General features: G+C 61.9%; 20 protein-coding genes. 6 read left to right on the top strand and 14 right to left on the bottom strand.

The features are described from left to right. Window positions 1-18: 18 nt before the first annotated feature. From pseI to CHR90_RS11735, 3 genes are read right to left on the bottom strand one after another with little or no spacing between them, the layout of a single operon-like run. Complete coding sequence (pseI, locus tag CHR90_RS11745; RefSeq protein WP_094409176.1) at window positions 19-1,068, bottom strand: pseudaminic acid synthase; 1,050 nt, start codon at window positions 1,066-1,068, stop codon at window positions 19-21. Then, complete coding sequence (gene pseG, locus CHR90_RS11740) at window positions 1,065-2,531, bottom strand: UDP-2,4-diacetamido-2,4,6-trideoxy-beta-L-altropyranose hydrolase (RefSeq protein WP_094409175.1); 1,467 nt, start codon at window positions 2,529-2,531, stop codon at window positions 1,065-1,067. The genes pseI and pseG overlap by 4 nt, the downstream gene beginning before the upstream one ends. Next, window positions 2,531-4,588 carry an aminotransferase class III-fold pyridoxal phosphate-dependent enzyme gene (locus CHR90_RS11735; protein ID WP_094409174.1) on the bottom strand — a complete coding sequence of 686 codons (2,058 nt, stop codon included), beginning with the start codon at window positions 4,586-4,588 and terminating at the stop codon, window positions 2,531-2,533. The genes pseG and CHR90_RS11735 overlap by 1 nt, the downstream gene beginning before the upstream one ends. Before the next feature lie 165 nt (window positions 4,589-4,753). Between CHR90_RS11735 and CHR90_RS11730 the strand changes: the two genes are divergently transcribed. Continuing rightward, complete coding sequence (locus CHR90_RS11730) at window positions 4,754-5,926, top strand: glycosyltransferase family 4 protein (RefSeq protein ID WP_094409173.1); 1,173 nt, start codon at window positions 4,754-4,756, stop codon at window positions 5,924-5,926. On the opposite strand, the gene CHR90_RS11725 is transcribed toward CHR90_RS11730, so the two are convergent. The 5 genes from CHR90_RS11725 to CHR90_RS11705 form a co-directional block, all read right to left on the bottom strand. Beyond that, window positions 5,923-7,263, bottom strand: a complete 1,341-nt coding sequence (locus CHR90_RS11725) for a GNAT family N-acetyltransferase (RefSeq protein WP_094409172.1) — start codon at window positions 7,261-7,263, stop codon at window positions 5,923-5,925. The two genes, CHR90_RS11730 and CHR90_RS11725, sit on opposite strands and share 4 nt — an antisense overlap. A gap of 205 nt (window positions 7,264-7,468) precedes the next feature. Then, a complete protein-coding gene (locus tag CHR90_RS11720) occupies window positions 7,469-9,193 on the bottom strand; it encodes a flagellin (protein WP_094409171.1) in 1,725 nt (574 codons plus the stop codon). 28 nt (window positions 9,194-9,221) lie between these two features. Next, window positions 9,222-11,000: a flagellar hook-associated protein FlgK gene (gene flgK / locus CHR90_RS11715; protein WP_094409170.1), complete on the bottom strand. Its 1,779-nt coding sequence runs from the start codon at window positions 10,998-11,000 to the stop codon at window positions 9,222-9,224. Window positions 11,001-11,086: 86 nt separating this feature from the next. Continuing rightward, window positions 11,087-11,575, bottom strand: coding sequence for a flagellar export chaperone FlgN (flgN, locus tag CHR90_RS11710; RefSeq protein ID WP_170941381.1), 489 nt, complete (start codon window positions 11,573-11,575; stop codon window positions 11,087-11,089). A 296-nt stretch (window positions 11,576-11,871) separates the two neighbouring features. Further along, on the bottom strand, window positions 11,872-13,080 hold the full coding sequence (locus CHR90_RS11705; protein ID WP_229671435.1) for a DegT/DnrJ/EryC1/StrS family aminotransferase: 1,209 nt from the start codon (window positions 13,078-13,080) through the stop codon (window positions 11,872-11,874). A 266-nt stretch (window positions 13,081-13,346) separates the two neighbouring features. On the opposite strand from CHR90_RS11705, the gene CHR90_RS11700 reads away from it, so the two are divergent. Genes CHR90_RS11700 through CHR90_RS11685 form a run of 4 tightly spaced genes read left to right on the top strand, consistent with a single transcriptional unit; the run spans window position 13,347 to window position 16,608 of the window. Then, on the top strand, window positions 13,347-13,700 hold the full coding sequence (locus tag CHR90_RS11700) for an SMR family transporter (protein ID WP_141210933.1): 354 nt from the start codon (window positions 13,347-13,349) through the stop codon (window positions 13,698-13,700). A 1-nt stretch (window position 13,701) separates the two neighbouring features. Then, a complete protein-coding gene (locus CHR90_RS11695) occupies window positions 13,702-14,070 on the top strand; it encodes a DMT family transporter (protein WP_094409167.1) in 369 nt (122 codons plus the stop codon). 57 nt (window positions 14,071-14,127) lie between these two features. Continuing rightward, window positions 14,128-15,210 (top strand): dihydroorotase, encoded by a 1,083-nt coding sequence (gene pyrC, locus CHR90_RS11690; protein ID WP_094409166.1) that lies wholly within the window; start codon window positions 14,128-14,130, stop codon window positions 15,208-15,210. 45 nt (window positions 15,211-15,255) lie between these two features. Then, window positions 15,256-16,608 (top strand): amidase, encoded by a 1,353-nt coding sequence (locus tag CHR90_RS11685; RefSeq protein WP_094409165.1) that lies wholly within the window; start codon window positions 15,256-15,258, stop codon window positions 16,606-16,608. Here the strand turns inward: CHR90_RS11685 and CHR90_RS11680 are convergent. The 3 genes from CHR90_RS11680 to CHR90_RS11670 are packed head-to-tail and all read right to left on the bottom strand — an operon-like array spanning window position 16,605 to window position 20,771. Then, window positions 16,605-17,441, bottom strand: a complete 837-nt coding sequence (locus tag CHR90_RS11680; protein ID WP_094409164.1) for a 23S rRNA (adenine(2030)-N(6))-methyltransferase RlmJ — start codon at window positions 17,439-17,441, stop codon at window positions 16,605-16,607. The genes CHR90_RS11685 and CHR90_RS11680 overlap by 4 nt on opposite strands. Before the next feature lie 5 nt (window positions 17,442-17,446). Beyond that, window positions 17,447-19,315, bottom strand: coding sequence for an ABC-F family ATP-binding cassette domain-containing protein (locus CHR90_RS11675; RefSeq protein WP_094409163.1), 1,869 nt, complete (start codon window positions 19,313-19,315; stop codon window positions 17,447-17,449). Between the two features lie 10 nt (window positions 19,316-19,325). Beyond that, the gene (locus tag CHR90_RS11670) at window positions 19,326-20,771 is read right to left on the bottom strand and encodes a hypothetical protein (protein WP_094409162.1); all 1,446 of its coding nucleotides are present in this window, start codon (window positions 20,769-20,771) and stop codon (window positions 19,326-19,328) included. 378 nt (window positions 20,772-21,149) lie between these two features. Here CHR90_RS11670 and CHR90_RS19685 point away from each other — a divergent pair, with 378 nt between their 5' ends. Then, window positions 21,150-22,763 carry a methyl-accepting chemotaxis protein gene (locus tag CHR90_RS19685; protein ID WP_170941380.1) on the top strand — a complete coding sequence of 538 codons (1,614 nt, stop codon included), beginning with the start codon at window positions 21,150-21,152 and terminating at the stop codon, window positions 22,761-22,763. A gap of 36 nt (window positions 22,764-22,799) precedes the next feature. Here the strand turns inward: CHR90_RS19685 and CHR90_RS11660 are convergent, their stop codons facing one another. The 3 genes from CHR90_RS11660 to queA form a co-directional block, all read right to left on the bottom strand. Beyond that, window positions 22,800-23,312 carry a tellurite resistance TerB family protein gene (locus CHR90_RS11660; RefSeq protein WP_094409160.1) on the bottom strand — a complete coding sequence of 171 codons (513 nt, stop codon included), beginning with the start codon at window positions 23,310-23,312 and terminating at the stop codon, window positions 22,800-22,802. Window positions 23,313-23,464: 152 nt separating this feature from the next. After that, window positions 23,465-24,595: a tRNA guanosine(34) transglycosylase Tgt gene (tgt, locus tag CHR90_RS11655; RefSeq protein ID WP_094409159.1), complete on the bottom strand. Its 1,131-nt coding sequence runs from the start codon at window positions 24,593-24,595 to the stop codon at window positions 23,465-23,467. Then, on the bottom strand, window positions 24,576-25,637 hold the full coding sequence (gene queA / locus CHR90_RS11650; protein ID WP_094409158.1) for a tRNA preQ1(34) S-adenosylmethionine ribosyltransferase-isomerase QueA: 1,062 nt from the start codon (window positions 25,635-25,637) through the stop codon (window positions 24,576-24,578). Before queA ends, tgt begins: the two co-directional genes overlap by 20 nt. Window positions 25,638-25,716 lie beyond the last annotated feature (79 nt).

Here is a 25,716-nt window from a genome sequence, read left to right as displayed (position 1 = left end):
GATCCTATCCTCAAAAAACTAGGCCAGCAGGGTCCAATCGAGCGGCGTGCCATAGGCGATATCGCAGCGGGCGGTCATGCCCAGCACCCGGTCGTAGAATTTCGGCGCCAGCCCGAAGCCGGGGCGGATGGACCGAACATTCTGCGGTGTCAGCTTTTCCCCGGCCTTGATATCGGCAACGGCGTAAAGCGAGCGGCGAAACTGGGCATTGCCCTTCTCGCCGTCCTGCTGATCGTAGGTGATGCGCCCCTTGGCGGCCCAGGCTGTGCGGGTATCGTCCACCAGGCGCTTCAACTCGTCCGGTTCCAGCGAAAAAGCCGCATCCGGCCCGCCATCGGCGCGGGCGAGGGTCACGTGCTTTTCAATGACCGTCGCGCCGAGCACCGTCGCCGCGACCGGCACCGCCGTACCAAGGGTATGGTCCGACAACCCAGGCTGCACGCCAAAGGCCGCGCCGAGATGGGCGATGGTTGCCAAGTTGTAATCTTCGGCGGCGGCGGGATAGGCCGAGACGCAGTGCAACAGGCAAAGCTGGGTATTGCCCGCGCCCTTAGCGGCAGCAACCGCTTCCGAAATCTCGCCCAAATTGGCAAGCCCGGTAGAAATGATCATCGGCTTACCCAACCGCGCCACATAGCGGATTAGCGGCAGGTCGATCATCTCGAAGGAGGCGATCTTATAGGCTGGTGCGTCTAGGCTTTCTAACAGATCGACGGCGCTATAATCGAAGGGGGAGGAGAAGCAGGCGATACCCTCCGCCTTGGCGTGATCAAACAGTTCGCCGTGCCACTCCCAGGGGGTATGGGCTTCCCCATAGAGATCGTGCAGCGTCCGCCCGTCCCACAGCCCGCCTGTGATGGTAAAGCCGGGGCCGTTATGGTCGATGGTGATCGTATCGGCGGTATAGGTTTGCAGCTTCACTGCATCCGCGCCGCAGCGTTTGGCCATGGAAATCAATTCCTTGGCGCGGGCGATCTCGCCGTTATGGTTGCCGCTGATTTCCGCGATGATATAGGGCGGTTGGTCGGGGCCGATGGGGCGCCCGGCGATGGCGAATGCTTGGGTCATGCAAGGCTTTCTGTCAGTCGGGGGCTAAGACGGTACCAGCCCTCGGTGAACGGAAGGTAACCGGCGGCGCGGAACAGCCCGTGGGAGGCTTCGTTTTCCGGCAGCACATGGGCGAGGATCGTGTCGCGCGGGACAACGGCGGCGGCAAGGGTTAGCGCCGCCCGCCCAATGCCCCGGCGGTAATGGTCGGGTGCGGTCGCGATGGAAATTTCCCAACCGGGTTGCGGGGCTTCCCGCCAATCGAGGCGAATATACCCGACCGGGCGCGGCCCGGCGGGCGTGTCTTCCTGCACGAAAAGCGGCAGGCGATCCGGGGCTTCGAGTAGTTTACGGAACCAAGCGGCGTGTTCCGTCTCGGTCGGCGCGGCGGCGGAGCGGGCATAGCGCCGGGTTTCCGGGTGGCGCTGCCAATCGAGCAGCAGGGCTTCATCGTCCCGCTCCATCAGGCGCAGGGAAACACGCCCGTCGAGGATCGATTGCATCGGCAGCAGGGGCAGCAGAAGGCGGTCCAGCCCGCGCCCGTCGATCAGCGCCCGCCCGGCCTCTGCCATCGTACGGCGGGTATGGGCATCGGCCAGTAGATCGGCGAAACGGTTAGCGATGGCCGCAGCATTATCTTCCACCAACCAGGCCGCGCCGGAAGCGGCCAGACGTTCCGCGCCTGGGCGCTGATTGTCGGCGATAATCAGGGCGAGACTGGGCAGGCCGAGACAGCAGCGCTCCCAGGAGGACGTACCGCCCGCGCCGATGGCAAGATCGCAGCCCGCCATCAGTCCGGCCATATCCGTTGGTGCAATATGGAGTTCGGCCCCCGGCAAGGCGGCGACCTGCGCCCGCACGGTTTCGAGATGGGCGGCACTCGGTCCCATCACGACAACGAAGGTGACGGCGGGGGCGTGGGGGGCCAGGGCCTCCAGCACTGTGCCAGTATGGTTGAGCGGATCGGTACCGCCGAGCGATACCAACACCCGCTGGGCCGGAAGTTCCGGTAGCAGCTTAAGCCGTTCCCAGCGTTCCGCCCGGGCGCGGCGGAAGGCGGGGCGCAGGGGCACATAGCGCGCCCCAGCCAGCACGCAGGCGTGCGGGGCAACCTCGGCATATTCATCTGCTGTGCGCCCGAGGGTTGAGTCCAACAGCAGGTCGGCCTCGTGTCGCCGGGTCGGCGCGTCATCGATGACCAGCAGCTTGCGGCCGGCCTTGCGAAGTTTTTGTTCGAGATCGAGACCGAAATCATAGCCATCGATCACGAAGAGATCCGCAGGCGCTTCTAGCATCGCTTCCGGGCGCAAACGCGGCAGGTCGGCCAGATCGGGCACGGCGGCATAGCCTGCGTCCGAGATTGCGACGCTCACCCGCCACCCGGCCTGCTGCAGCCGATGGGCCAAGGCCGAACTGCGCACGGCGTGGCCGAGGCCGGTCGTACCCCCGGCCTCGCAGCGGAAAATCGCCTGCGGCCCCTGCATCAGCGCACCTTGAAGATCGGTTCAATGATCGGCGCCTTCAGGTGCTCGATCAGCGCGCCGCCCGCGATTTCCTGGGCGACGACGCCCAGCGCCCCATCCCAGGCCTGCCGCATGCGCGCCATATCGGTGGCGTCATGCGCCCAGCAGACATTATGCGAGGCATTCATTAGAATTCCGCGCGCCAACATCTCGGTCAGGAATAGCGTTTTGATGGCTTCCTTGCGCACGCTGGGGTGATCATTGATCACCAGCAGCATCCAGGGGGCGGCGCCGGTTAGGGCGAAGATGCCGTCCAGCCCGTGTTTAGTCACCAGGGCGCGCACGTCGCGGGTTAGTTCTTCACCCAGCGACCAAAGGCGCGGGATCACGGCTTCGCGCTTCAACTTATCGATGGTGGCGAGCGAGGCGGCCAGCGACAGGGCTTCGCCGCCGAAGGTGCCAGAGATGAAGATTTGCTCCATCTCCATCAGCACATCCCGCCGCCCGACGACGGCGGAGAGCGGCATCCCGTTGGCCATTGCCTTGCCGAAGCAGGCCATATCCGGCGTGACGCCAAAGAGGCTCTGCGCGCCGCCGAGGGCGAAGCGGAAGCCGGTGATGATTTCATCGAAGACCAGCAGCGCACCATGCTTATGGGCGAGATCTTTCACCGCTTGCAAGTAGCCCGGTTTGGGTTCGACGACGTTCATGGTCTCCATGATAACGCAGGCAACCTCGCCCGGATGGGCGGCGAAGGCCTTTTCGAAGGCCTCGATATCGTTGTAAGGCACCATGCTGGTCAGCGCTTGGACTGAGGAGGGCACGCCTTTTTTCCGCGCCGTGGCGCCGATGTACCAATCCTGCCAGCCGTGATAGCCGCAGGCGATCACCCGCTCGCGCCCAGTGAAGGCGCGCGCCATGCGGATGGCGGCCGAGGTGGCGTCGGTGCCGTTCTTGCCGAAGCGGACCATTTCGGCGGATGGGATGATGTCGCGCATCACCCGCGCCAGTTCCTGCTCCAGCGAGGTTGCAAGGCTAAAGCTGATCCCGCGCGTGAGTTGGTTGCGGATGGCGTAATCCACATCCGGGTCGCGGTAGCCGAGCACGATGGGCAGCAGTCCGCTGACCATGTCGACATATTCGTTGCCGTCCACATCCCACACCCGGCCACCCTGGCCGTGGGTCAGGAATAAGGGTGCTGCGCCATTGGGAAGCTGAAGGTAGGATTTGCTGAAGGTCTGATTGCCGACCGGAATGATCTCCAGCGCGCTTTTCAGCAGCGCGTCCGACCGCGTGTAGCCATAGGAGATGACGGGATCGAGGCTGATCGATTCGACATAGCCTTCATTACGCTGCTGGCGTTTGCCGACCTCGCGCAACTCCGGTTTGCGGGCGAGCAGATCGAGCACTTGGCCGTGGCTGGGGATACTGGCACTGCCGAGTTCGGCCACGACGCCGCGCAGGAAGGCGAGATCTTCGGGCGTGTCCAGCGTCCAGCGTTCGCCGGTTTCGCCGGGGATCGGGTTGACCAGCGCTTCCACCTTAAAGCGGGCGCGGTTGGCGCGGATAAAGGGGGTGACGTGTTCGCGTTCGGACGGGCGGGCGGCCTCACGGTCGGCGATCAGCAGCGCCTGCCGGGTGAAGACTTCGCAGTCCAGCCCATCGGGCCAGGTGGCGGGATCGACGTTGGAGGCATAGTCGGCGCCGCTCCGCTTCAGCAGACGCAGCACCATCCCGGCCACGGCGGGATCGAGCAGGGGGCAGTCGGCGGTCAGGCGCATAACAAGGTCAGCGCCATCGGCGGTGGCGGCGTCGGCGAAGCGGCGTAAAACGTCTTTTTCCGAGCCGCGATAGACGGTCACGCCCGCCGCCGCGCCCCAGGCGGCGATTGCATCGTCGGCCGCTTCGGTCGAGGTGGCAACGGCCACCCGGTCCACCCCCGGAATTGCCTGCGCCGCGCGCACCACCCAGGCCAAAACCGGGCGGTCGCCCAAGGTTTCCAGCACTTTACCGGGAAGGCGCGTCGATTGCTGACGGGCTTGAATGAGCGCGAGGGTCGTCACAGAAGAAACGGCCATGAAGAAGCATCCTCAAGAAAATCGGCCAAGCCCTTTAGCGGGCACGCAATTCTTACTTGATCCGCGCCCCGCGTCCAGCGTTCCATAGCGCGGGTCCGCCCTGTGGGTTTCGCACGCTGCCAAAAAACACCGGCAGCATACCGCGCGCATGTGAAGGAAAAGTTCATGGAACTCGGATTGGCTTGGCCGCTGTCGACGCAAACCGGCTGGGGGCAGGTTGGCTTCAATATGGCGCTGCAAATGCTGCGGTTGGGAAGCGTGCGCCCGCTGCTGCTGGAGCCGCCGGAAGATCTTGCCATCCACGGGCTGCATCTCTGGACGCTGCTGCCGTTGGAACTCGAGCGGCGCACCCGCACCGATGGGGTGAACGGCAAAGGGGCCGACTGGCCGTTTCCAGTCATGCATCCGCTCGGCAATCACTTTGGCGGGACGGGCAGTCGCCATCGCCATCGCGGCGCTAAGAATATCGGACGCATGGTGTTTGAGGATACCGAACTGACGGCGGCGGACCGCCGCGATATTCCTGCCTATGACTGTTTTCTCACGCCGTCCCGGTGGAATGCCGATCTACTGACCGCCGCCGGGGTGCCGGATGTGCGTATGGTCCACGAGGGGATCGACGATAGCATCTTCTTCCCCGCACCGCGCCAGGGCCTCTGCCCCGGTCGGTTTATCGTCTTTTCCGGGGGGAAGCTCGAGTTTCGCAAGGGCCAGGATATCGTTGTCGCGGCCTTTAAGATATTCCAGCGCCGCCACCCAGAAGCCTTGTTGGCCGTGAATTGGCAGAATTTCTGGCCGCAGCTCGCTGCCGATATTCATCTGGCGGGTAATGTCCAAACCGCGCCCGGTCTCGATCAGAATGGCCGTCTTGCACTGGGTGACTGGTTAATCCGCGAAGGGTTGCCCGAAGATAGTTTCGTCGATCTCGGTATGATCCCGCACCATATGATGGCCCAGGTGATGCGCGAGGCGCATGTCGCCGTTTTTCCCAACCGTGCGGAAGGGGCGACCAATTTAGTCGCATTGGAATGTATGGCGGTGAATGTCCCCGTCATCCTCTCCGCCAATACCGGCCATCTCGATCTGATGATGGGTTCCGAGCCGACGTGCCACGCTCTGACGCATCAATCCCGCGTGAAAACCGCCCCGGGTATGGCGGGTTTAGACGGCTGGGGCGAAAGCTCGGTCGAGGATGTTGTGCAAGCTTTAGAGAAGATTTACACCGATACGGGGTATGCCCGGTCTATTGCCCGTAATGGAACAGAACTTGCCCAAAGCCGGTCTTGGCAGAACCAGACAAAATTGGTTCTAGACAGTCTCGCCGATCTTTTAGATTAGCGCCGTTTCTGGGTAGCAACTTTCAGACGGTCGATTTCGGCCAATTGGTCTTTCGCAAGTTTGACTAATTGCGCCGAGAGCGCCGCCAGTTCAACGACATTCATATTCTCTAGGTCTTTTTTATTAAGTTCCATCAGCCGATAGCGGTCGAGCGGCGGCAGGCTGACGCCCGGCAGCGACCCCATCTTTTCCCGGACGACGTTCAAGGTAGCGAGCAAAGGGATCTCCTCTGTATCCGGTGCCTCGGTGGAGGGAGGGGTATCGATTGGTGCAGGCAGTTGCTCTGGCGTGGCTGGTTCGTCCTGGCTCCGCAGAGTCTGGAAGAGTTCCCGCGCCAACTGCCGTGCCCGTTCTTGCTTTGAAACATACCCGAGTTCTCGTGCTTTTGCCGAAAAATCCGCCGGGGGCTGCGGTAGAGAAGCTGATCCAGGGGGCTGTATTTCCGCGACCGGGGTCGCTTCAGGGCTATCGACCGCAAGTTCGGCTGGTTCGGTCGAGATGAGTGCCTGTGCCGGGGGGGCTGGTGGTGGAGATTGCGATTCCTCAAGCGCACTGGGAGGCGTGTCCGATGGGGAGGCTGGCAGCGCGGCAGGTTCCTCGGGAGGAGCTGAAGGCGGGGATGCTGATATCGTCTGCGGGGTGGGGGCTTCGGGGTCTGTGCTTGGTATGACAACCGCTTCCCCCTCTAAAACAGGCGGAGGCGTATTCGATACAGGCTTTGGGGCGTAGGACTTGGGAAGCTGTGGCGTAACCTTTGTCGCTTGAACGAGATCGTCGCCTGTTTCCGCCGCCTCTTCAAGCATGGGAACGGGAAGTAAAAGTCGTGGGGCCGGGGCCTGTCCCGTCGGTTGGGCTGGAGAGGAGGCTCCCCCCTTAGGTTTGGCTGGAAGGGCTGAGGTGGCGCCTGGTGTATTGAGCTTTTCCCAATAGACCCCATCTGCCGCTTCAATTTTTCGCTCAAACCCCAAACTCTTTAACAATCTCATCATTCGGGCCGAGGCGGGTTGTGTGGTGGAGCAAAGAACTGGCGAGTCCTTTAAAGGCCCCGTCAACATAGCGGTCAAGAATTTACGCCCAACGCCCTGGCCTTGAACGCTAGGGTCAACGAACATCATCATGATTTCGTGGCGGATATCATCCTTTTTCCGAAGAATGGCATAGCCAGAGACGGTGCCATTATGCTCGTAAATATAAGAATGAACATTTTTATGAGTCGTTGTATTGGCGAAAAAGGCATTGATCTGCATCTTCGATTCGGAAAAATTTCCGTCCCGAAGGCCGATTTCGTAACCTTTCACCATGAAGGGGATATCGACGGATTTAGCGCGGCGAAGCATATATTTTAGCAAGCACCTAATGTTTAGCCATAGATCTTAGCATAAATTTTTGCTGCATCGACCTGATAGAATTATCAGCATCTCATCTTCTCTTCTGAGAAAGGCTCGATTTCAGTTTACTAAAATAATTTCTATTTTTTGAGTGTATAAATAAAAAGGGCTAGTCTTTGTGAAAAGACTAGCCCGTGAAACCCAAAATCCCAGGTTAGCGCAAGAAGCTTTGTAAGTTCAGGTTCTGAACACTCGCAAAGGATTGATAGGAGGCTTCAAGAGTCGTTTGCAAGCTTGTTAGCGTTGCAATCGCTTCGGTACGATCTTGCTTGGCTAGGTCATCAAAGTTGTTATTGGCGATTGACTTTTGCAAGTTATTCTCGTCGAGAATGCCTGCCATTGTCTTTTGGTTGATCCCAAGGGAGGCGCGCATGCTGGTGATCTGCGTCCGGGCCTCGACCAAAATTTTATTGGCTGTAGTCACATCGTTGGCATTGAGAGGCGAGCCTTGCTGCTGCAAGAAGTTAAGCGTGTAGATTAGGCGGGCAAACCCGGCCTGATCAGCACTGACGCCATAATCGACGGTGGAGTTCTCTGAAACTTGAACCTTCTGGGGGTTCAAAATTTCGCGTGCAGCTTGGGCGTTCGTGTAATAGCCCGTCCCGCCTACCGTGGTGCTGTTAGTTTGATAATCGGCAGGGACACCGATTTTTTCGTAGTTATTACCGGCAATCGTCCGTGTCGCGACGTTACCCACGGCACTCGACGTATTGGTCTTCTGATCCACGACAAAAACCTGCCGCCCTGCCCCGACGCCGACATTGGTCGAGGCAACGGTCGCTGTTCCGAGGGGGCGCACCTGGAGAACAGGGTTCCCGCCTGCAGTCTTTGCCGGTTCGATCGACTGAACAATGAAGCGATTGCCCGTATTGCCGATATCGATAATCCCACCAGGGACGATCGAGGTTGGCAGCGCTCCGGCCAGTTCAATCGACTGGGTGTCGATATTGGCGTTACGCATATCGCCAATCATCGTAAAAGTCGTTGCCGTGACGGTTTCGGAGTAAGTCGAACCCGTCTGGGTCAACTCGGTCATCGATAGCGTGCCATCCGGCGTGAAATTCGCCTCGTTCAGCTTTTCCACGTAAAGGCGGGCTGTTCCGCCGAGGCCCGCGGGTGTCGCATTGGTCGCATACATGACGCGGGCGCGGGCGCCGGTGGTGGGGTCTTCCAGGATACGGCCAATTTCAATGGCAGCAGCGGTATCCTGCGTTACTTCGATCGTCGTTAGCGGCGGTAGAGCCTGCTTGAATTGCTTCAGGACGGTGGGGTTATCTGGATCCGGGGCGTAAAACGTCTGTGTTGCCGGATCGAAATTGGCGGCTGGAAACACGTTCGTCGTTGGGAGGGGGAGAGCGGATGCTGTCTGCCGGGGGGTCCCGGCGGCCGTCAGTGTTGACGGGACGGCGGGAACCGTTGCCGCGACGCCGGACGTATACGAGAGTGTCTTAACCGGGGCGGTTTGAGTGTTCGAGCCGGAGAAAAGATACCGCGACCCATCGCTCAGGTTCAGATAATCTGTCACCTGATTGAGCAGATCTTTCGCTAACCTCGGTACGTCGGGGGGCGTCGTCGAGTTTGACAATTGCGCCAAGTAGCCCTGAAGAGAGCTGATCGACTTATCAATGCTGCTGAGCGACGTATCCATCAGCTTCGACCGGTTGGTCGCAATCGTTATGTTCTGATTATACTGATCAATCTTCGTCATCATCGCTTTGGACGAGATGATCGACCCGCTGTCCGACGCAACGCCCGCGAAGGTTTGGGACTTGAACCCCGTCGCGATCTGTTCATTTACGAGGGACTGTTGCGTCTGGAGGCGCATCAGGTAGCTAAGTTGCGTCTGGAAAAGCGCTTGCGTTCCGATCCGGCTGGGCATGTTACTCTCTCCTCGTTAAGCGCTGCGCTTACGACTTGATACCCAGCAGGGTATCGAACATTTCGCTAATGGTAGTGACGACGCGGGCCGACGCCGAATAGGCGTTCTGATAGGTCACCAGATTGGCCATTTCCTCGTCGACATTCACGCCTTCGATTTCTGCCGATTGGCTTTGCAGGGAGCGAACGAACTCCACTTGGAAGCTCTGGTCGGCGGCGGCTTTGCTGGCCACGATGGCATTCTGGGACACCATCGACGTGGCGTAGCCGGCGTAGGTATAGTTACCCGAAGCAACGCCGCCGATGTTTTGGGCCACGCTCTGCATCTGGGTGAAGGTATCCGACAGGGTTTTTGCCAGATTCTTCGTGAAGGGGTCATTGGCCAGGGCGAGCAGGGCCGCTGTGCCGCCTTGGCTGGGGTCCAGGTTCGGGTGAATGGCGATGCTGGCAGCATTATTCTGCGCCACATAGCCGCCCGTCGTGCTGGTGTAATGGGTCAGGTCAACCCCTGTGAAGAAGCGGTACCCGCTATCGATCCCGGTGATATTCGCCGCCGCGCCGCCCAAGGCAACGCCGTTGACCTGGGTGATCGAGACAGGGGCTGTGCTGCTCACGTTAAAGCCGCCGCTGAGCGCAGTGATCTTAAAACGCACATTGGCACTGGCGGCATTCGTATCGACGGCCTCGACGCGCGCCGTGGCACCATTGCTGAAGGTCAGCGTGTCGCCGATGTTGAAATTCACGCCCAGTTGCAGGGTGCTGCCGCTCCGGGTGATATCGAGATAGGTCGGATTGGTTATCGTCCCACTTGTTTCACTCGGCGTCGTGTTCAGGCGACCGAAGGGGTAGGTGGCAGGGCCATACTGCGGCTGATCAACAACACCGGTGGTGCGGGCAGAGTTGCCGTACAGCGATTCGGCGAGCTGGTTTAACTGTCCGGCGATACCCGACAGGGTATTATCGACCGTATTGATCAGCCCAGCAATCTTACCGTCGCGGAACTCTGACTTAATATCGACATTCTGCCCGTTGATCGTGATAGCGGGCACCTTATCCGTCACGCCCATGACGTTCGGCGTCGTGTAGGACAGTTGTACGGCGTTACCGTCCACCAGAATGCGGCCCGATTTGGTGAAAACCACCATTTCGCCCGTATCGCGGCGGAAGGTCTGGATATCCATATTCTCGGCAATCTTCGACAGCGCGAGATCGCGCGTATCTTCAAGATCGCCGGTCGGCTGGCCCAGCGCATAGGCGCGGGTGATCTGACGGTTGAGTTCCTGCACCTGTTGCAGGTTGGTGTTCACCTCCGTTACCGCGTCGCCGACCTGCCGGGCGCCGCTGGTCCGCATATCGGTCACCTGCTGCGCCATATCGTTCATGGTCAGCGTCAGGGCCTTAGCGCTGGCGACGACGTTCAACTGCGCGGAGGAGGATTCCGGCGTCGTCGATAACGCATTCAGTGCGGTATTGAAGGCGGTAATGGCACTGCCCAGGCGGCCGCCGCTTTCCGTCTTCCCGTACATCGTTTGAATTTGCTTCAGGAAGTCGTTTTCGATGGTCGTGCGGCCTTGGGTCGAGGTTTCCTTGCGGATCTCCCGGCGCATCAACTCGTCGGTCTGGCGATAGACGGTCTGGGAAACGACCCCGGCCCCCATGCCGTTGTAGGTTACGTTAACCTGCGGCTGGACCTTTTTGGTATAGCCCGCCGTCTTCGCGTTCGAGACGTTATTGGAAATGACCGCCAACGAGTTTTGCGCAGCCCGCAGCCCGCTGATTGCACTATTGAGGGAGAGCGAGAGGCTCATGGTGTTCTACCTTTCCCGTACCGTCATATCCAAAGCCACTAGGCAACATCGACAAGCCGCAACCCGGCAAAAATCGCCGGGTTGGGCTACAGCGAATGATCTACCGCACCCATCGCCGTTCCCGGCGCATTCTTCGCGACCGACCCCGCCGCCGTATAGGCGCGGCTGTCTTCGGCAGCGACATTACGCGCCGTATGAACCAGCGCGCTAACCAGCCGCGACGTGGCCCGCAGCGCCGCCCGGATGACCCGTTCGTTCTGTTCGGACGCATCCTTCAGCATCAGCACCGCATCGATCATATCGTCGCGGTCTGCCGCGATCTCGGGATCATCGGTTTCGTAGAGAAAGTCGATAATCGGTTCGAGACTGCCGGTCGCCTGCCGGATAGCCGCCGAAAGCCGGTTCTTTTCCACCTGAAGCGGTTCGATCTCAGCAATGCGGCCTTCGTCGATCAGGGCCGTTTCCTCATCCAACACGGCGGTTAGCCGGTCGATGAGTTCGGTCACTTCCCGCAGGTCGAACGACAGTTGAGTCAGAGCATCCTGGCCCTGATCATCGTCGGCGAATTCGGTCATGTCCGTTCCCCTGATCATCGTCATCCTGTGGCGCCCCGTTTGCCTCCGACCGGAAGAAAGGCGCCTTCCGGCTCCATAATAGCTTTCCCGCCAACGGCAGAAAACCAATTATGACACGCGGTTAGCGCCTATCGGACCCGGCATGTTTCGCCGCGAGCGATTGAAGCTCGCCACTTTCTTAGCGAATAGCGTGCCAAAGGTGGAGGACGTTCTTTAATGCCCTGTTCTAAAAAGAAAAACCGGCTTCTGAGGCAGAAGCCGGTTTTGCAGACCTCGGCAGAAATTGCCCGACTGTCTTACGCGGTATAAAAGCTGCGGACCGCCCGGATCACCCGCTCCACTTGGCCATCCGTCAGTTCCGGGTACATCGGCAACGACAGGATTTGGTCGGCCAACTGTTCCGTCACCGGTAGCGACAGGGTAGCACAGCGTTCGGCCAGGGCCGGATGCTTATGGCAGGGGATGGGGTAATGAATGCCCGCATGGATGTTCTGCCCCGCCAGATGGGCTTTCAGGGCTTCCCGCTGCGGGGTGCGCAGGACGTAGAGGTGATAGACGTGCAGATTGCCGTCGATATCGCGCGGCAGGGTCAGGGGCAGATCGGCAAAGGCTTCGGAATAGGCGCGGGCGATCTGGCGACGGCGCGCGGTGGTTTCGTCGAGGTGCCGCAGTTTTACCCGCAGAATGGCGGCCTGAAGCTCGTCCAGGCGCGAGTTAAAGCCCGAAATCAGGCTAAGCTGCCGGTCGCGCCACCCATATTGGCGCAGTAGGCGCAGCTTATCCGCTACGGCTTCGTCGCTGGTGATGACGATACCGGCATCGCCGATCGCGCCGAGGTTCTTGGTCGGATACAGGCTGAAGCAGCCGATCTTGCCGATGGTGCCGACTTGATGGTTATGCCACTCCGCCGCATGGGCCTGGGCGCAGTCTTCGATGACTTCGAGCTTATGGCGCGCCGCCAGCTCCAGCAGCGGTCCCATATCCGCCGGATGACCGTAGAGATGGACCGGCAGAATTGCCTTGGTGCGCGGCGTGATCTTGCGCGCGACATCCACCGGGTCCAGCGTGTAGCGGTCGGCGGTAATATCGGCGAAAACCGGAGTGGCGCCGCTCATTTCAATCGCGGCGACGGTGGCGATGGCGGTATGGGCCGTCGTGATCACCTCATCGCCGTCGCCAATGCCAAGGGCGCGCAGGGCGAGGTGCAGCGCATCCGTGCCGTTGGCGACACCGATGGCGTATTTGGCGCCCGTGTAGGCCGCGAATTCGGCTTCGAACTGCTTGACGGCTTCACCGAGGATGTAGGTATGGCCATCGAGAACCGACTGGATCGCCGCGTCAATCTCGCCGTGCATCGCCCGGTACTGGGCGCTGGGGCGGGCGAAATACAGCGGTTCGCTATCGGGGGACGGGAGCGGTGTGACGGTGGCCGGAACCGGCTGGGCAGCGGGGGTGCGGGCGAGGGTCAGCGCATTCTGCAAGCTGAGGATATTGGCAGCGGACACGTTAGCACCTAACTGATCAATAGTAGCCCCGTGCGTCGGGGCCTCCGCGTCGCCGCCGGGGGGATTCCCCTGGGCGCCAGTTTCTTGCGACGACCCTGGGCGTTACCTCATTTCCGTCACAAGTGTATGATTCCCGCTCAAACCTAAACGCGCACCTTAAACTTCGGTAATGTGATGCCGCGCGGTCTGGACGGCAGCGGCCCGCCTGCGCTATGCCGCTGCGGTTTATGCCCGGCGGCGCGGGCCGTGCGGGCGGGAGCGGGGCTATGACCCAGAATACGCTGATCCTCTATCTGCCGCTCTACATCCTCTATGCCGCTATCGGCACGGCGGCGGCGGCGGCGGCAAAGATTGCGATGGCACATCTGCTGGCGCGGCGCTGGGCGGCCTCACTTCCCTCTGGGATAATCGCCGGCGCGCTGGTTGCCAGCAATTTCGCCCTGCTCGGGTTTCTGTTGTCGCGGATTGATATGAGCGTGGCGGCGCCGATGGCGATTGGCGTCAACCTGATCGTCGCAGCGCTGCTGGCACGGCTTCTGTTTCGGGAGCGGCTGGATGCTTGGAAAATCGCCGGGATGGCAGCGCTGATGATCGGCGTTGGCCTGCTGGCCTGGGGGTGACATGCGGCCGCTCGATCTGATCCTCTCGACCCTCTGTGCGCTGTTGACGACGCTCGGCATGATCGGGTTGAAAACTGCCCTACCGGAGGTTCTGACCCTACCTGCACTGCTCGGGCAGGCGCTGCCGCTGATCGGCGCGGCGGCGGTCTATTTCCTGGGTTTGGGGCTGTGGACGGTGGCGCTGGCACGCAACGAAATGTCCATCGCCTATCCCATCGGGATCGGTCTGTCGCTGTTCAGCGCCACCCTGGGCGGCCATTGGGCCTTTGGCGAGGCGCTGACGGTGGGGAAGCTGGCGGGTGGCGGCTTTATTCTGCTGGGGGCCTTCTTGATCTCGCGGTCGAAAGCGATAAAAACGCCCCATTCTTGACAGACCCGGCCCGGCTCCCCTCCTGTAAGGGCAAGAAGACCTGCAGGAACGGACGTGATGACCGATATTCAAACCCCACTTTCTCTGACCATCCGCCGTCCTGACGATTGGCATGTGCATCTGCGCGACGGCGATATGCTGGCGGCGGTCGTGCCGCATACGGCAAACTCCTTCGCGCGCGCGATTGTTATGCCGAACCTTGTGCCACCGCTGACCACCCGCGCCGCCGTTGCGGCCTATCGCGACCGCATCCGCGCCGCCGTGCCGAAGGGCGTTAGCTTCGAGCCGCTGATGACGGCCTATCTGACCGATGCCATTACCCCGGACGAAATCGCCGCCGGGTTTGCCGAGAAAATCTGGGTGGCGGCGAAACTCTATCCCGCCAAGGCGACGACCAACTCCGATTTCGGCGTGACCTCCATCAACGGCATCATGCCAGTGCTGGAGAGGATGGCCGACATTGGCATGCCGCTGCTGGTGCATGGCGAGGTGACGGATCAGCACGTCGATATTTTCGACCGCGAGTCGATGTTCATTGATACGGTGCTAGCGCTGCTCTGTGATCGGCTGCCGGACCTGAAGATTGTCTTCGAGCATGTGACGACGGCGGATGCGGTGGCCTTCGTGAAGTCCCACCCGCAGAATGTGGCGGCGACGATTACGGCGCATCATCTACACATCAACCGCAACGCCATGTTCCAAGGCGGCATCCGCCCGCATTTCTACTGCCTGCCGGTGGCGAAGCGCGAAATTCACCGGCTGGCGTTGCGCGATGCCGCGACCTCTGGCGATCCGCGCTTTTTCCTGGGAACCGACTCGGCGCCGCATCTGGCCCGCGATAAGGAAAGCGCCTGCGGGTGCGCCGGGCTTTTCACGGCACCCTCGGCCTTGGCGGCCTATCTGCAGGTCTTTGAGGAAGAAGGGGCGCTCGACCGGTTCGAAGGCTTCGCCAGCCTGCACGGACCGGCCTTTTACGGTCTGCCGATCAATGTGCAGAAAGTCACCCTCGCCCGCGTGAGCGACGGCCAAGCAGAACGGGTTGCGGCGGAGATCGTCGCCCGAGATCAGCATATCGTGCCGTTCTGGGCCGGGCAGGCGCTACCTTGGCGGATTGTGGAACCGGCCACACTTCCGGCGTAATCGGTCTCTAAGGGCTGAGACTAATACTAGGTTAAGGAGAGGAAAATGCCCCATCGACACCCCCCGCAGCGCGCCCTGCATGACGGCTCGGAAACCGCCGTCAGCTACCTTACGGCGGCGCTGACCCGGATCGACGATCCTGCGGGGGAAGGGGCGAAGACATTCCTGGCGGTCCACCGCACAACGGCGCTGGCGGCGGCAGACCATGCCGACCGGCTGCGCGCGGCGGGCATCGTACCGTCGCCGCTGAGTGGGCTGGTTGTGTCGGTCAAAGATCTGGTCGATGAGGTGGGGCAGGTCACGCGCTCCGGCTCAATCGTGCTGAACGAGGCCCCTCCGGCGGTGCGCGACTCGCCCGTGGTGGCCCGGTTGCGGGCCGCAGGGGCGGTGATCGTTGGCCGCACGAATATGACGGAGTTCGCCTTTAGCGGCCTGGGCCTCAACCCCCATTACGGCACGCCGCGCAATCCCTATGGCCGCGAAATCGGGGCGGGACGGATTCCCGGGGGCTCTAGCTCCGGGGCGGCGGTGTCGGTCGCGGATGGTATGGCCCATGTTGCCATCGGGTCCGATACCGGTGGATCGGTGCGCATTCCGGCGGCGCTCTGCGGCCTCGTCGGCTTTAAGCCGACCGCCCGCCGAGTGCCGCGCGACGGGGTTTTGCCGCTGTCGACGACACTCGACTCGATTGGTCCGCTGGCCAAAACCGTCGATCTGTGCGCCCAGGCCGATGCGGTGCTGAGCGGCGATCCAACGGCGCCGCTGCCGATGCCGCTCAATCCCCACGGGCTGCGCCTGCTGGCGCCGACCAACGCCGTGCTGGATGGGATGGATGCGACCGTTGCCGCGGCCTACGAGCGCACCTTGTCGGTCCTGGCCGCTGCAGGCGCGAAGATCGTTGAAGCCGCTCTGCCGGTGCTGAACGATGTGCAGGCGATTGGCGCGCGCGGTGGATTTTCGGCGCCGGAGGCGTATGCGTGGCACCGCGACCTGTTGGCCCGCGACGGCGACCGCTACGATCCGCGCGTGCGCGTGCGCATCGAAAAAGCCCAAACCATGACCGCCGCCGATTACATCGAGGCGCTGGCGTTGCGGGCAGCCTTCGTGCGGAGCATGGACGCGGCCTTGGCGCCCTATGACGCGCTGGTCATGCCGACCGTGCCGGTCATCGCCCCGCGCTTTGACGAGGTGGCGAGCGAGGAAGATTATGCGCGCTTGAATCTGCTGATTTTACGCAATCCCGCGCTGGTCAATATGGCCGATGGCTGCGCCTTGACGTTGCCGTGCCATCGTCCGGGGGAACCGCCCGTCGGCATCAGCCTGGTGGGGGCGCCGATGCACGACCGGCGTATTTTGGCCATCGGTCGGGCGCTGGAGCCGATTGTGCGCGCCGGTTAGGCGTCTTCGGGTACCAGCCAATCGACAATCGTGCGGGCGTCGCACCGTCCTAAAGCCGTGGCGAGGGCGGCGCCCAGCTCTCTCAATTCCTCATCCCACTGCCACGGCGGGTTGATGACCGCGAGGCCGGAGCCGAAGAACGTGCCGGGCTTGGGTGGCCCGAGGTGGAATTCGGCAATCAGGATCTTCGGAATGCCGAGGCTGGCGAGCACATCGTGGAAGCGCACGACCTCCGCCAAATCCTTCACCGGATACCAGATCACGCAACAGCCGGTCGCCCATTTGCGGTGGGCGGTGGCGATCACCTCCGTCAGCACTTCCCATTCGTCGGGGCGCTCGAAGGGCGGGTCGATCAGGGCGACGCCGCGCCGTTCGAGGGGTGGAACCTGCTTGATCAGCGTCGCATAGCCATCGGCGGGGCGCACCAGTACCTGTCGGTCGCCGTCGAAGAGGTCGGCCAACTGTGCCCGGTCTTGCGGGTGCAGTTCGGCAACCACCAGCCGGTCCTGTGGCCGCAGGAAATGCCGCGCGACGAGCGGGGAGCCGGGATAGACGCGGCAGCCGCCGTTTGGGTTCAGCGCGGCGATCACGTCCCGCCAGGGCGCGAGGATCGGGGTTTCCGGCGCCTTGAGCACCGCGCCGACGCCCGCGCGCCATTCGCCGGTTTTCTGGGCCTCGGTTCCGTGCAGATCGTAGCGACCGACCCCAGCGTGCGTATCGATAACGCAGAAGCCCTTGTCCTTCTTCCGCAGGTGTTGAAGCAGCAAGGACAGGGCGGCATGCTTGAAAACGTCGGCGAAGTTGCCGGCGTGATAGGCGTGGCGATAGTTCATTGGCGTTAGGCGGCTTCCGCCGCCTCCAGGGCTTCCATCGCCGAAAGCCAGATGGCTTCGGCGCTGGCGACGGCGGTGGCGGCCTCGCTCTGCTGTTTCAACAGGGCATTCAGCTTATCCTTGGGGCCAGAATAAACCCCATCCTCCGCCAGTTTAGCGTCGATCTTTTCCTTCTCCGCCGTGGCTTTGGCGAGCGCGGCTTCCGCCTGGGTCACCGCCTTTTTCAGCGGGCCAAGGGCCGGGCGCTTTTCGCCGGGCGTCTTGCTGCGTGGTTCCGACTTCGCGCCACCCTTGCCGGAGGGGGCGGTTAGGCTGCCCGAGAGGATCAGCCGCTGATAGGCATCCATATCGTCATCGAAGGGTTTGGCGGTGCCGTGGGCGACTAGCCACAGCCGGTCGGCAACCATTTCCACCATGCGCCGATCATGCGATACCAGAATGACGGCGCCCTTATAGATCGTCAGGGCTTCGACCAAGGCGGAGCGCGCTTCGATATCGAGATGGTTGGTCGGTTCGTCGAGGATCAGCAGATGTGGCGCATCATAGGTGATGAGGGCTAGCGTTAGCCGCGCCTTCTCGCCGCCCGATAGGGCGCCGATCTTGGTCTGTGCCTTTTCTGCCCCGAACCCGAAAGCGCCCAGCTTGGCGCGCACCTGTTCGGGCTTCGCCGTCTTCGGCATGACCTGGGTCATCGCCTGGATCGGTGTTTCGTCGAGGTTGAGTTCATCGACTTGATGCTGGGCAAAATAGCCGACGCGCAGGCGGTTCGGGGCAATCCGTTCCCCATCCATCACCTCCAGCCGCCCGGCGATGAGTTTGGCCAACGTGGTTTTACCGTTCCCGTTGGCGCCCAGCAGCGCCACCCGGTCGTCAGGATCGAGCCGCAGGCCGATATTGCGCAGAATGGGCCGCCCGTCGTAGCCAACGGCGGCGCCGTTCAGCGAGATCATCGGCGGCGCCAACTCGTCCGGGTCGGGGAAGTTGAAGCGCACTTCCGGGTCGCGCGTGATGGCTTCCAGCGGCTCCATCCGCGCCAGGGCCTTGACGCGGCTTTGTGCCTGCTTCGCTTTGCTGGCCTTGGCCTTAAAGCGATCAATGAAGGCCTGAAGATGGGCGCGGGCGGCGGTCTGCTTGGCAATCGCCTGCTCGGTCTGGGCGATCCGTTCCTGGCGTTGTTTCTCGAAACTATCGTAAGAGCCGGAGTAGGCGTAAAGCCCTTGGCGTTCGAGATGGACGATGCCCGTGACGACGCTATTCAAGAAATCGCGGTCATGGCTGATCAAAATCAGCGTCTTCGGCCAGCTTTTCAGGAAGCCTTCCAGCCACAGTGCCGCTTCGAGATCGAGATGGTTGGTCGGTTCATCGAGCAGCAGCAAATCGGGCTGGGCAAACAGCGCCGCCGCGAGGGCCGCGCGCATGCGCCAGCCGCCGGAGAAGGCCGACAGCGGCTTATTCTGCGCTTCGGCATCAAACCCCAGACCGTCGAGAATGGTAGCGGCGCGCGCCGGGGCGGCATAAGCGTCGATATCCAGCAGCCGGGTTTGAATATCGGCCTGGCGGTGGCCATCGGTGCAGGTGTCGGCTTCAGCCAGTAGGGCCGCGCGCTCGGTATCCGCAGCCAGGACGTATTCGAGCGGCGTGCCTTCATCGCCGCGTACTTCCTGGGCGACCATGCCAATACGGCAGCCGCGCGGCAGCGAAATCTCGCCCGCGTCGGGTTCAGCTTCTTTCGAGATCAGCTTGAACAACGTCGATTTGCCGGTGCCGTTGCGCCCGACCAGACCGATGCGATGCCCTTCCGAAACGCGCACGGAGGCCCCTTCGAGCAGGACGCGCCCGGCGATGCGATAGGTAATATTCGTAATGTCCAACATAGCGGAAGCGTCATACCACAGGCGCGGTCAGAAGCTCGACTATGATGATAAGCAGATTGAATAAAAACGCGGCGCCCAGGGCATAGAGGCCATTCCAGCGGTGAACGATGGTGCGCGGCGGCACCTCGCCGATATTCCCGAGAATGAGGGCGGAGGCCGAAAAGGGCGAAAACAGGGTGAACATCGTCCAACTGGTGATCAGCGTCACCAGCAGCGCGAAGGGCGATACGGGCAAGGGATGCATCTGCATAATCGCACTGCCCAGCAGCGGCACCGTGATGATCGGGTTGATACTAATCTGCGCGCCCAGCACGACAACCCAGAAAACCGCGATCAGCAGCGCGACGGGCGGCAGCCCCAAATAGTTCATCAGGTCGCCCAACGCCTGGGGTGGGATCAGAGCCGCAACGCAGCCGCCGACGATCCCGCCGCATGAGAGGGAGATCACCTCGTAGCGGTTCTTCGGCAGTTTTTCGGCGCAATGGCGCAGCGTCTGGCGGGCGGTGAGACCGAGCGCGAGGCGCAGGCTACGCCCCACATTCTGCCAGAACATCCAGCCCACCGAAAACAGCGGCACGACAGTCATAACGACCGTACCGAGCGGCCACCCCATGAGCTGCCGAACGGCGACGATCAGAGCGAGCACGCTCAGGACCAGCAGGCTGAGTGGCAGCAGCGTTTCGCGCAGGGTCAGGTCGGTGTGATAGCTCAGCGCCCGGGCGCGGGCGCGCGGCGGGTGCTGCAGGCGATCTTGCAGATAGCCGATAAACAGCAGTAGCGCCGCCATCGACATCCCGATGGGCAGGATCGATAGCCAGAGACCGTCGGGCACCAGGGTCAGCGACACGGTGACGGTCAGCGTGGTCGGCGACCAGAGGGTCGAGGTGCTGAAACCGCGCAACATCGCCATGCTCATGCGTTCGGAGCGCAGGGCAACGATGGCGGGATCGCCGCCCGCCTGCTCTAGCGTATTCGACCGTTTCATCATGCCGCCAAGCAGCGAAAGGGCGCCGAGGTTCAAGACGATGCCGAACAGATGCCCGCCCACCGTGAGCGCGGCATAGCGGCGGCTGGGGCCTTGATTGATCAGAAACTCGCCGCAGCGATGCACGAGGCGCGAGTGGCTGGCGGGGGCTTGCAAAAAACCCAAAGCCAGGATTAGCGACGCGAAACTCGCGCCCTTGGCGGCGGCCGTCAACAGAATCGGCCCCGGCGCCGGATGCAGGATGGTGACCGCGATCACCGAGACGGCGGCGACCGAAACCAGCGGCGCTTCCCGCTTATGCACCGACGGTAGGATCATCCCGAGGTAGAGAATAAGGCAGAGGGCGGCGAGTGTGCCAAACTCGGTCCGTCCGCTGGTGGCGGCCAGAATCGTGAAAAACGCCAGACCGCTCAGCAAAGCGATGGATAGGCGGCGGGCGGCGTGGGTCAGGGCTTCGGTCGGGGCGTGCATCGGCTTACTTTGGTCTTGCTGCCGCTGCCCTGGCAATCCTCATGCCGCCGAGGTTCCAGCAGGGCAGGCTTTCATGCGGCGGGTAGCTCCTGACCTTTGCGGCATTGCCTCCCCTGATAGAAATTCCGATTCACGATTTATTGATATTTGGGCAGTATCGTGACCAAATTTCGTGAGTATCGAAATACGAAAGAGAGGCGTATAGAGTCGATAAATTGCACTAAAAATTTCCGAAACGTTTCTATTCTTCTTCAGTTCTGGCAGATCGGCCTTGGGGGTTCATCGACGGCAATCAGTGAAGGGAGAGAGGGCACCATGCGCACCTTACGGGGATTACGGCAGAAAATACTGTCATTGGTTCTTATTGCAGGGGTGTTGATGCTGACTGCGGCGGGGTTGTCGGCTTACTTCTTCCAGCAAGTCGTCGTGTTGCTGCATACGGTGAAGGCACAGGGCGAAATTTTAAGCGACTTCCAATATGGCGACATGCTGCACGATACCCTGCGCGGGCATGTCTTCGAAGCGATGCTGGCTGCGAGCGGTGAAAAGACGGCGGATGCGATGCATGTGGCCGAGGATTTGAAAACCGATGCCGCCGCCTTCCGCAAAACGCTGGCAGATAATCAGCAGCGGGCCGAGGGGCGGCTGCGGGAGCTCTTGCAGCGCGTTTCTACGCCCTTAGAGACTTATATTCGCCAGTCGGAAACCCTGGTGGCGCTGGCTGCGCAGGACCGCGCCAAAGCGTCGGCCCAATTGCCCGCCTTTGTTACGGCCTTCGATGCCTTGGCGAAGGAGCAGGAAGAAATCGAAGATCTGATCAAGGCGGAAACCGATAGCGTGCGTAGCCAGGCCGATGGCCTGATCGCCACGGCCTATTGGGCAATTGGTTCGGTGATCGTTTTGGCTTTGCTTGGGTTGCTTGTTGCCGCCCGGTTGATCGCAACCTCAATCACCCGGCCACTCAGCGCCTGTGCAACGGCACTTGACCGGATTCGCAACGGCGATCGCGCGGATCCTCTTGGGTTCACCGCTCGGGACGAAATGGGCGCTATCGCCCGCGCCGTCGAAGCCTACCGCGAAACTACGGAACGGGTGGCTGCCGCCCAGCAGGAACGCGCGGCGGAGGCGGCGCAGCGGCTTGCCCGCCAGCAATCGCTGGAAACCGCGATTGCCGATTTCGAGGGGGGGATTGGCCATGTGGCCGAGGCCGTTACCCAAGCGACGGGCAATCTTTGCTCTGGCGCCGGGGAATTGGACCGGCTCGCGAAAAATACCCATGCCGATACCACATCGGCCCAAAGCGCAGCCGATCAGGCGGCGGCGAATGTCGATACGGCGGCGACGGCGGCGGCAGAACTTTCCGCTTCTATCGCCAGTATTAGCCGCGATCTGTCGATCTGCACCGATCAGGCGGCGCAGTCGGTGCATTTGGTCGATAAAACCAATGCAACGGTCGAAAGCCTAAGCGAGGCGGCGCAGCGCATCGGCGACGTGGTGCGGCTGATCCAGAGTATCGCCGAGCAAACCAATCTGTTGGCCCTCAATGCGACCATCGAAGCGGCGCGGGCGGGGGAGGCGGGCAAAGGTTTTGCCGTCGTTGCCAATGAAGTGAAAAGCCTCGCCAATCAAACCGCCCGCGCAACGGAGGAAATCACCACCCAAATTGCCGCCGTGCAGGCGGTTAGCCGCGAGACGGTGGATGCGGTGCAGGGGATTGGCCAAGTCATCGGCACGATCAACGATACGATTGCGATGATTGCGTCGGCAGCCGAAGAACAACGGGCGGCAACGGCGGAAATCGCCCGCGCCGTCGATTATGCGTCGCAGGGCGCGCGCCGCGTCGCGGGGGATGTGGACCGCATTTCTGGCGCTTCGGCGCAGGTTGGCTCGATTGTCGGATCGGTTTCCAGCACGTCGCAGAACCTCGGGGTGGAAACCCAGGCGCTCAACCGGGTCGTGGAACAGTTCCTAAAAGCCGTCCGCGCCGCGTGATAGAAGGGGCCGGGGGACAAACCCCGGCCCAAGCAATTAGGCCGCTTGGCCGGGCAGCCCGACCTTAAAATCGGGCCGGTTCAGCGGGTGGTTTTGATCCATGAAGACCGACCGGTCGTTCTTCATCATCAGCACTTGGAAATAGGGGCGGAACTCTTCATCCGAAATCCCAAAGGCCGTTTGCGTCTTATCGAAGAAGGCGCGTTCTTCCGGCTCCGCCTCGCCGTCCGACAGGGCGCTATCGACAAGGTTCATCAGAATGCACAGGCGTTGCGCCGTGGTCAGCAACGGCGTGGCTTCCGCCAGGAACTGATCGGGCGAATGGGTGCGGACGTATTTCATCGCCGATTCCAGTAGCGCGCGGTTATTGGCGCCGACGCCAATCGTGCCGCCCTCGCGCGATCCGCCGATCACGGACAGCAGATGACCGACTTCTTCGGCATCCATTTCGCCATCGGCGGCCATCGTGTAGAGAAGCGCGACGGCAAACGCCTTATGCGGCGTCATCTGCTCGCCCTTGTCACTCTTGAACATAGAAAACAGGCTCATGATGGTCCCTTTTCGAAGGCACGGGTGGGTGTCGTCTAAGGGTCCGACATCGCGGCCTGGAAGGACCGCCAGAGGGGCCCGGACCTGAGACTGATCTCAGGTGGCCCGCAGGTTTCTAGCGTTCAAGGGGCGGGGGGGATATTTTTGCGGCGTTACCGCCACGCCTCCAAGTCCCCCGCCGCCTGCTCCCGGTGGAACTCGGCTGCGAAAGCATCCAGCCGGTCTTCTTCGATCGCTTTTCGCATCCCCGCCATAAGTTCCTGATAATAATGGATATTATGCCAGGTCAGCAGCATCGCCCCCAGAATCTCGCCGGAGCGGGCGAGGTGGTGCAGATAGGCGCGCGAATAGTTGGAACAGGCCGGGCAGGCGCAATCGGGATCGAGCGGGCGCGGATCGTCCTGATGGCGGGCGTTGCGGATATTCACCGTGCCGCGCCGGGTGAAGGCTTGGGCAGTACGGCCGGAGCGGGTGGGCAGCACACAGTCGAACATATCGATGCCGCGTTGCACCGCGCCAACAAGGTCCGAGGGTTTGCCGACCCCCATCAAATAGCGCGGCTTATCGGTCGGCAGGCGCGGGGTGGTCGCGTCCAGCACCGAGAACATGATCGCCTGGCCTTCGCCGACGGCAAGCCCGCCCACGGCATAGCCTTCGAAATCCATCGGGATCAGCGCGTCCATCGAGCGGGCGCGCAGGTCGGGATAGACAGATCCTTGCACAATGCCGAATTGGCCGTACCCGGGCCGGGCCACGAAGGCCTTGCGCGACCGTTCGGCCCAGCGCATCGACAGTTCCATCGACTTCTGCGCCACCTCATGCGTCGCCGGATAGGGTGTGCATTCGTCGAACGCCATCGTAATCGTGGCATCCAGCAGGTTCTGGATTTCGGTGGAGCGTTCTGGGGTCAGCGTATGGGCGCTGCCGTCTAGATGCGAGCGGAAGGTAACGCCGTCCTCGCTCATCTTGCGCAGGGCGGTCAGCGACATGACCTGATAACCGCCGCTATCGGTCAGGATCGGCCCTTCCCAATTCATGAACTTATGCAGGCCACCCAGGCGGGCGATACGTTCCGCCGTGGGGCGCAGCATCAGATGATAGGTATTGCCCAGCACAATTTGCGCGCCGGTGGCTTTCACCGCGTCGACGGTCATCGCTTTCACGGTGGCGGCGGTGCCAACGGGCATGAAGGTCGGCGTTTCCACCGTGCCGTGCGCGGTGAAAATCCGCCCACGCCGCCCGCGACCGGAGGTGTTCAGAAGCTCAAAGCGCAGCTGTGTCATCGTCCCGTCGCTCCAAAAGGCAGGCGTCTCCGTAGGAGAAAAAGCGGTAGTTCTGCCGGATTGCGTGCTGATAGGCCGCGCGCATGCGGTTCGGGCCGGAGAAGGCGGAGACCAGCATGAATAGCGTCGAGCGCGGCAGGTGAAAATTCGTCAGCAGCCGGTCGGCGGAATAGATCGGTTTGCCGGGATAGAGAAAAATCTCTGTCCCGCCGCTCAAGGCGCTAAAGCGCCGATCTGGCGCCACGGCGCTTTCGAGCGTGCGCAAGGAGGTCGTGCCGCAGGCGATAATCCGCCCGCCTGCTGCGCGGTGCGCATTTAGCCGCGCGGCCCCCTCCGGCGACAGTTCCGCCCATTCCGAATGCATCTTATGGTCTTCCACCCGCTCGGCTTTCACCGGCTGGAAGGTACCCGCGCCGACGTGCAAGGTAACCGTTTCCGTCGCAACCCCCCGCTCACGCAGTGCCTGCAACAGCCCTGGCGTGATGTGCAACCCGGCGGTGGGCGCGGCGACGGCGCCCTCTTTCGCCGCGAAGATCGTCTGATAATCCTGGCGGTCGCGGGCGTCTTGGGCGCGCCGGATATAGGGCGGTAGCGGCATTTCGCCGATGGCCTCCAGCGCGGCGGTCAGCTCGGCGTCCTTGCGGTCGAAGCGGATGAGCACTTCACCGCTGTCGCGTTTTTCCAGCAGTTCCGCCCGTAAGAGATCGCCGAAGCGGATCGTGTCGCCGATCCGCAGCCGCTTGCCGGGTTTGGCGAAAGCCGTCCATTCCGCGCTGCTGTGGCGTTGGTGCAGCAGGAGTTCGACCGCTACCACGGCCCCACCCTCCACCCGTTCGCGCCGGCCGTGCAGCCGGGCGGGAATGACCTTGGTATCGTTAAAGACGATCAAATCACCCGGCCCCAGCAGGCTCGGCAAATCGCCGATGGTCTTATCGGTCAGCCTATCCCCAACGCAGAGCAGCCGCGCCGCCTCGCGCGGCTCCATCGGGCGCTCGGCAATCAGACTGTCCGGCAGGTCGAAATCAAAATCGGCGACGTTCATGGAAACCCTGGCCCGCTGTCAGGGGCGCCGCCCCCGACACCCCCGCTTAAGGGGCTTACCCCTTAAGAATCCTATTGCA

This window comes from Elstera cyanobacteriorum (assembly GCF_002251735.1).
GTDB classification, from domain to species: Bacteria; Pseudomonadota; Alphaproteobacteria; order Elsterales; family Elsteraceae; genus Elstera; species Elstera cyanobacteriorum.
This window is presented reverse-complemented; position numbering and strand designations above follow the sequence as displayed.

Excerpts from the sequence above, each read along its gene's own strand:
- pseI (WP_094409176.1), bottom strand. The coding sequence starts at position 1,068 with ATGACCCAAGCATTCGCCATCGCCGGGCGCCCCATCGGCCCCGACCAA.
- pseG (WP_094409175.1), bottom strand. The coding sequence starts at position 2,531 with ATGCAGGGGCCGCAGGCGATTTTCCGCTGCGAGGCCGGGGGTACGACC.
- CHR90_RS11735 (WP_094409174.1), bottom strand. The coding sequence starts at position 4,588 with ATGGCCGTTTCTTCTGTGACGACCCTCGCGCTCATTCAAGCCCGTCAG.
- CHR90_RS11730 (WP_094409173.1), top strand. The coding sequence starts at position 4,754 with ATGGAACTCGGATTGGCTTGGCCGCTGTCGACGCAAACCGGCTGGGGG.
- CHR90_RS11725 (WP_094409172.1), bottom strand. The coding sequence starts at position 7,263 with ATGCTTCGCCGCGCTAAATCCGTCGATATCCCCTTCATGGTGAAAGGT.
- CHR90_RS11720 (WP_094409171.1), bottom strand. The coding sequence starts at position 9,193 with ATGCCCAGCCGGATCGGAACGCAAGCGCTTTTCCAGACGCAACTTAGC.
- flgK (WP_094409170.1), bottom strand. The coding sequence starts at position 11,000 with ATGAGCCTCTCGCTCTCCCTCAATAGTGCAATCAGCGGGCTGCGGGCT.
- flgN (WP_170941381.1), bottom strand. The coding sequence starts at position 11,575 with ATGACCGAATTCGCCGACGATGATCAGGGCCAGGATGCTCTGACTCAA.
- CHR90_RS11700 (WP_141210933.1), top strand. The coding sequence starts at position 13,347 with ATGACCCAGAATACGCTGATCCTCTATCTGCCGCTCTACATCCTCTAT.
- CHR90_RS11695 (WP_094409167.1), top strand. The coding sequence starts at position 13,702 with ATGCGGCCGCTCGATCTGATCCTCTCGACCCTCTGTGCGCTGTTGACG.
- pyrC (WP_094409166.1), top strand. The coding sequence starts at position 14,128 with ATGACCGATATTCAAACCCCACTTTCTCTGACCATCCGCCGTCCTGAC.
- CHR90_RS11685 (WP_094409165.1), top strand. The coding sequence starts at position 15,256 with ATGCCCCATCGACACCCCCCGCAGCGCGCCCTGCATGACGGCTCGGAA.
- CHR90_RS11680 (WP_094409164.1), bottom strand. The coding sequence starts at position 17,441 with ATGAACTATCGCCACGCCTATCACGCCGGCAACTTCGCCGACGTTTTC.
- CHR90_RS11675 (WP_094409163.1), bottom strand. The coding sequence starts at position 19,315 with ATGTTGGACATTACGAATATTACCTATCGCATCGCCGGGCGCGTCCTG.
- CHR90_RS11670 (WP_094409162.1), bottom strand. The coding sequence starts at position 20,771 with ATGCACGCCCCGACCGAAGCCCTGACCCACGCCGCCCGCCGCCTATCC.
- CHR90_RS19685 (WP_170941380.1), top strand. The coding sequence starts at position 21,150 with ATGCTGACTGCGGCGGGGTTGTCGGCTTACTTCTTCCAGCAAGTCGTC.
- CHR90_RS11660 (WP_094409160.1), bottom strand. The coding sequence starts at position 23,312 with ATGAGCCTGTTTTCTATGTTCAAGAGTGACAAGGGCGAGCAGATGACG.
- tgt (WP_094409159.1), bottom strand. The coding sequence starts at position 24,595 with ATGACACAGCTGCGCTTTGAGCTTCTGAACACCTCCGGTCGCGGGCGG.
- queA (WP_094409158.1), bottom strand. The coding sequence starts at position 25,637 with ATGAACGTCGCCGATTTTGATTTCGACCTGCCGGACAGTCTGATTGCC.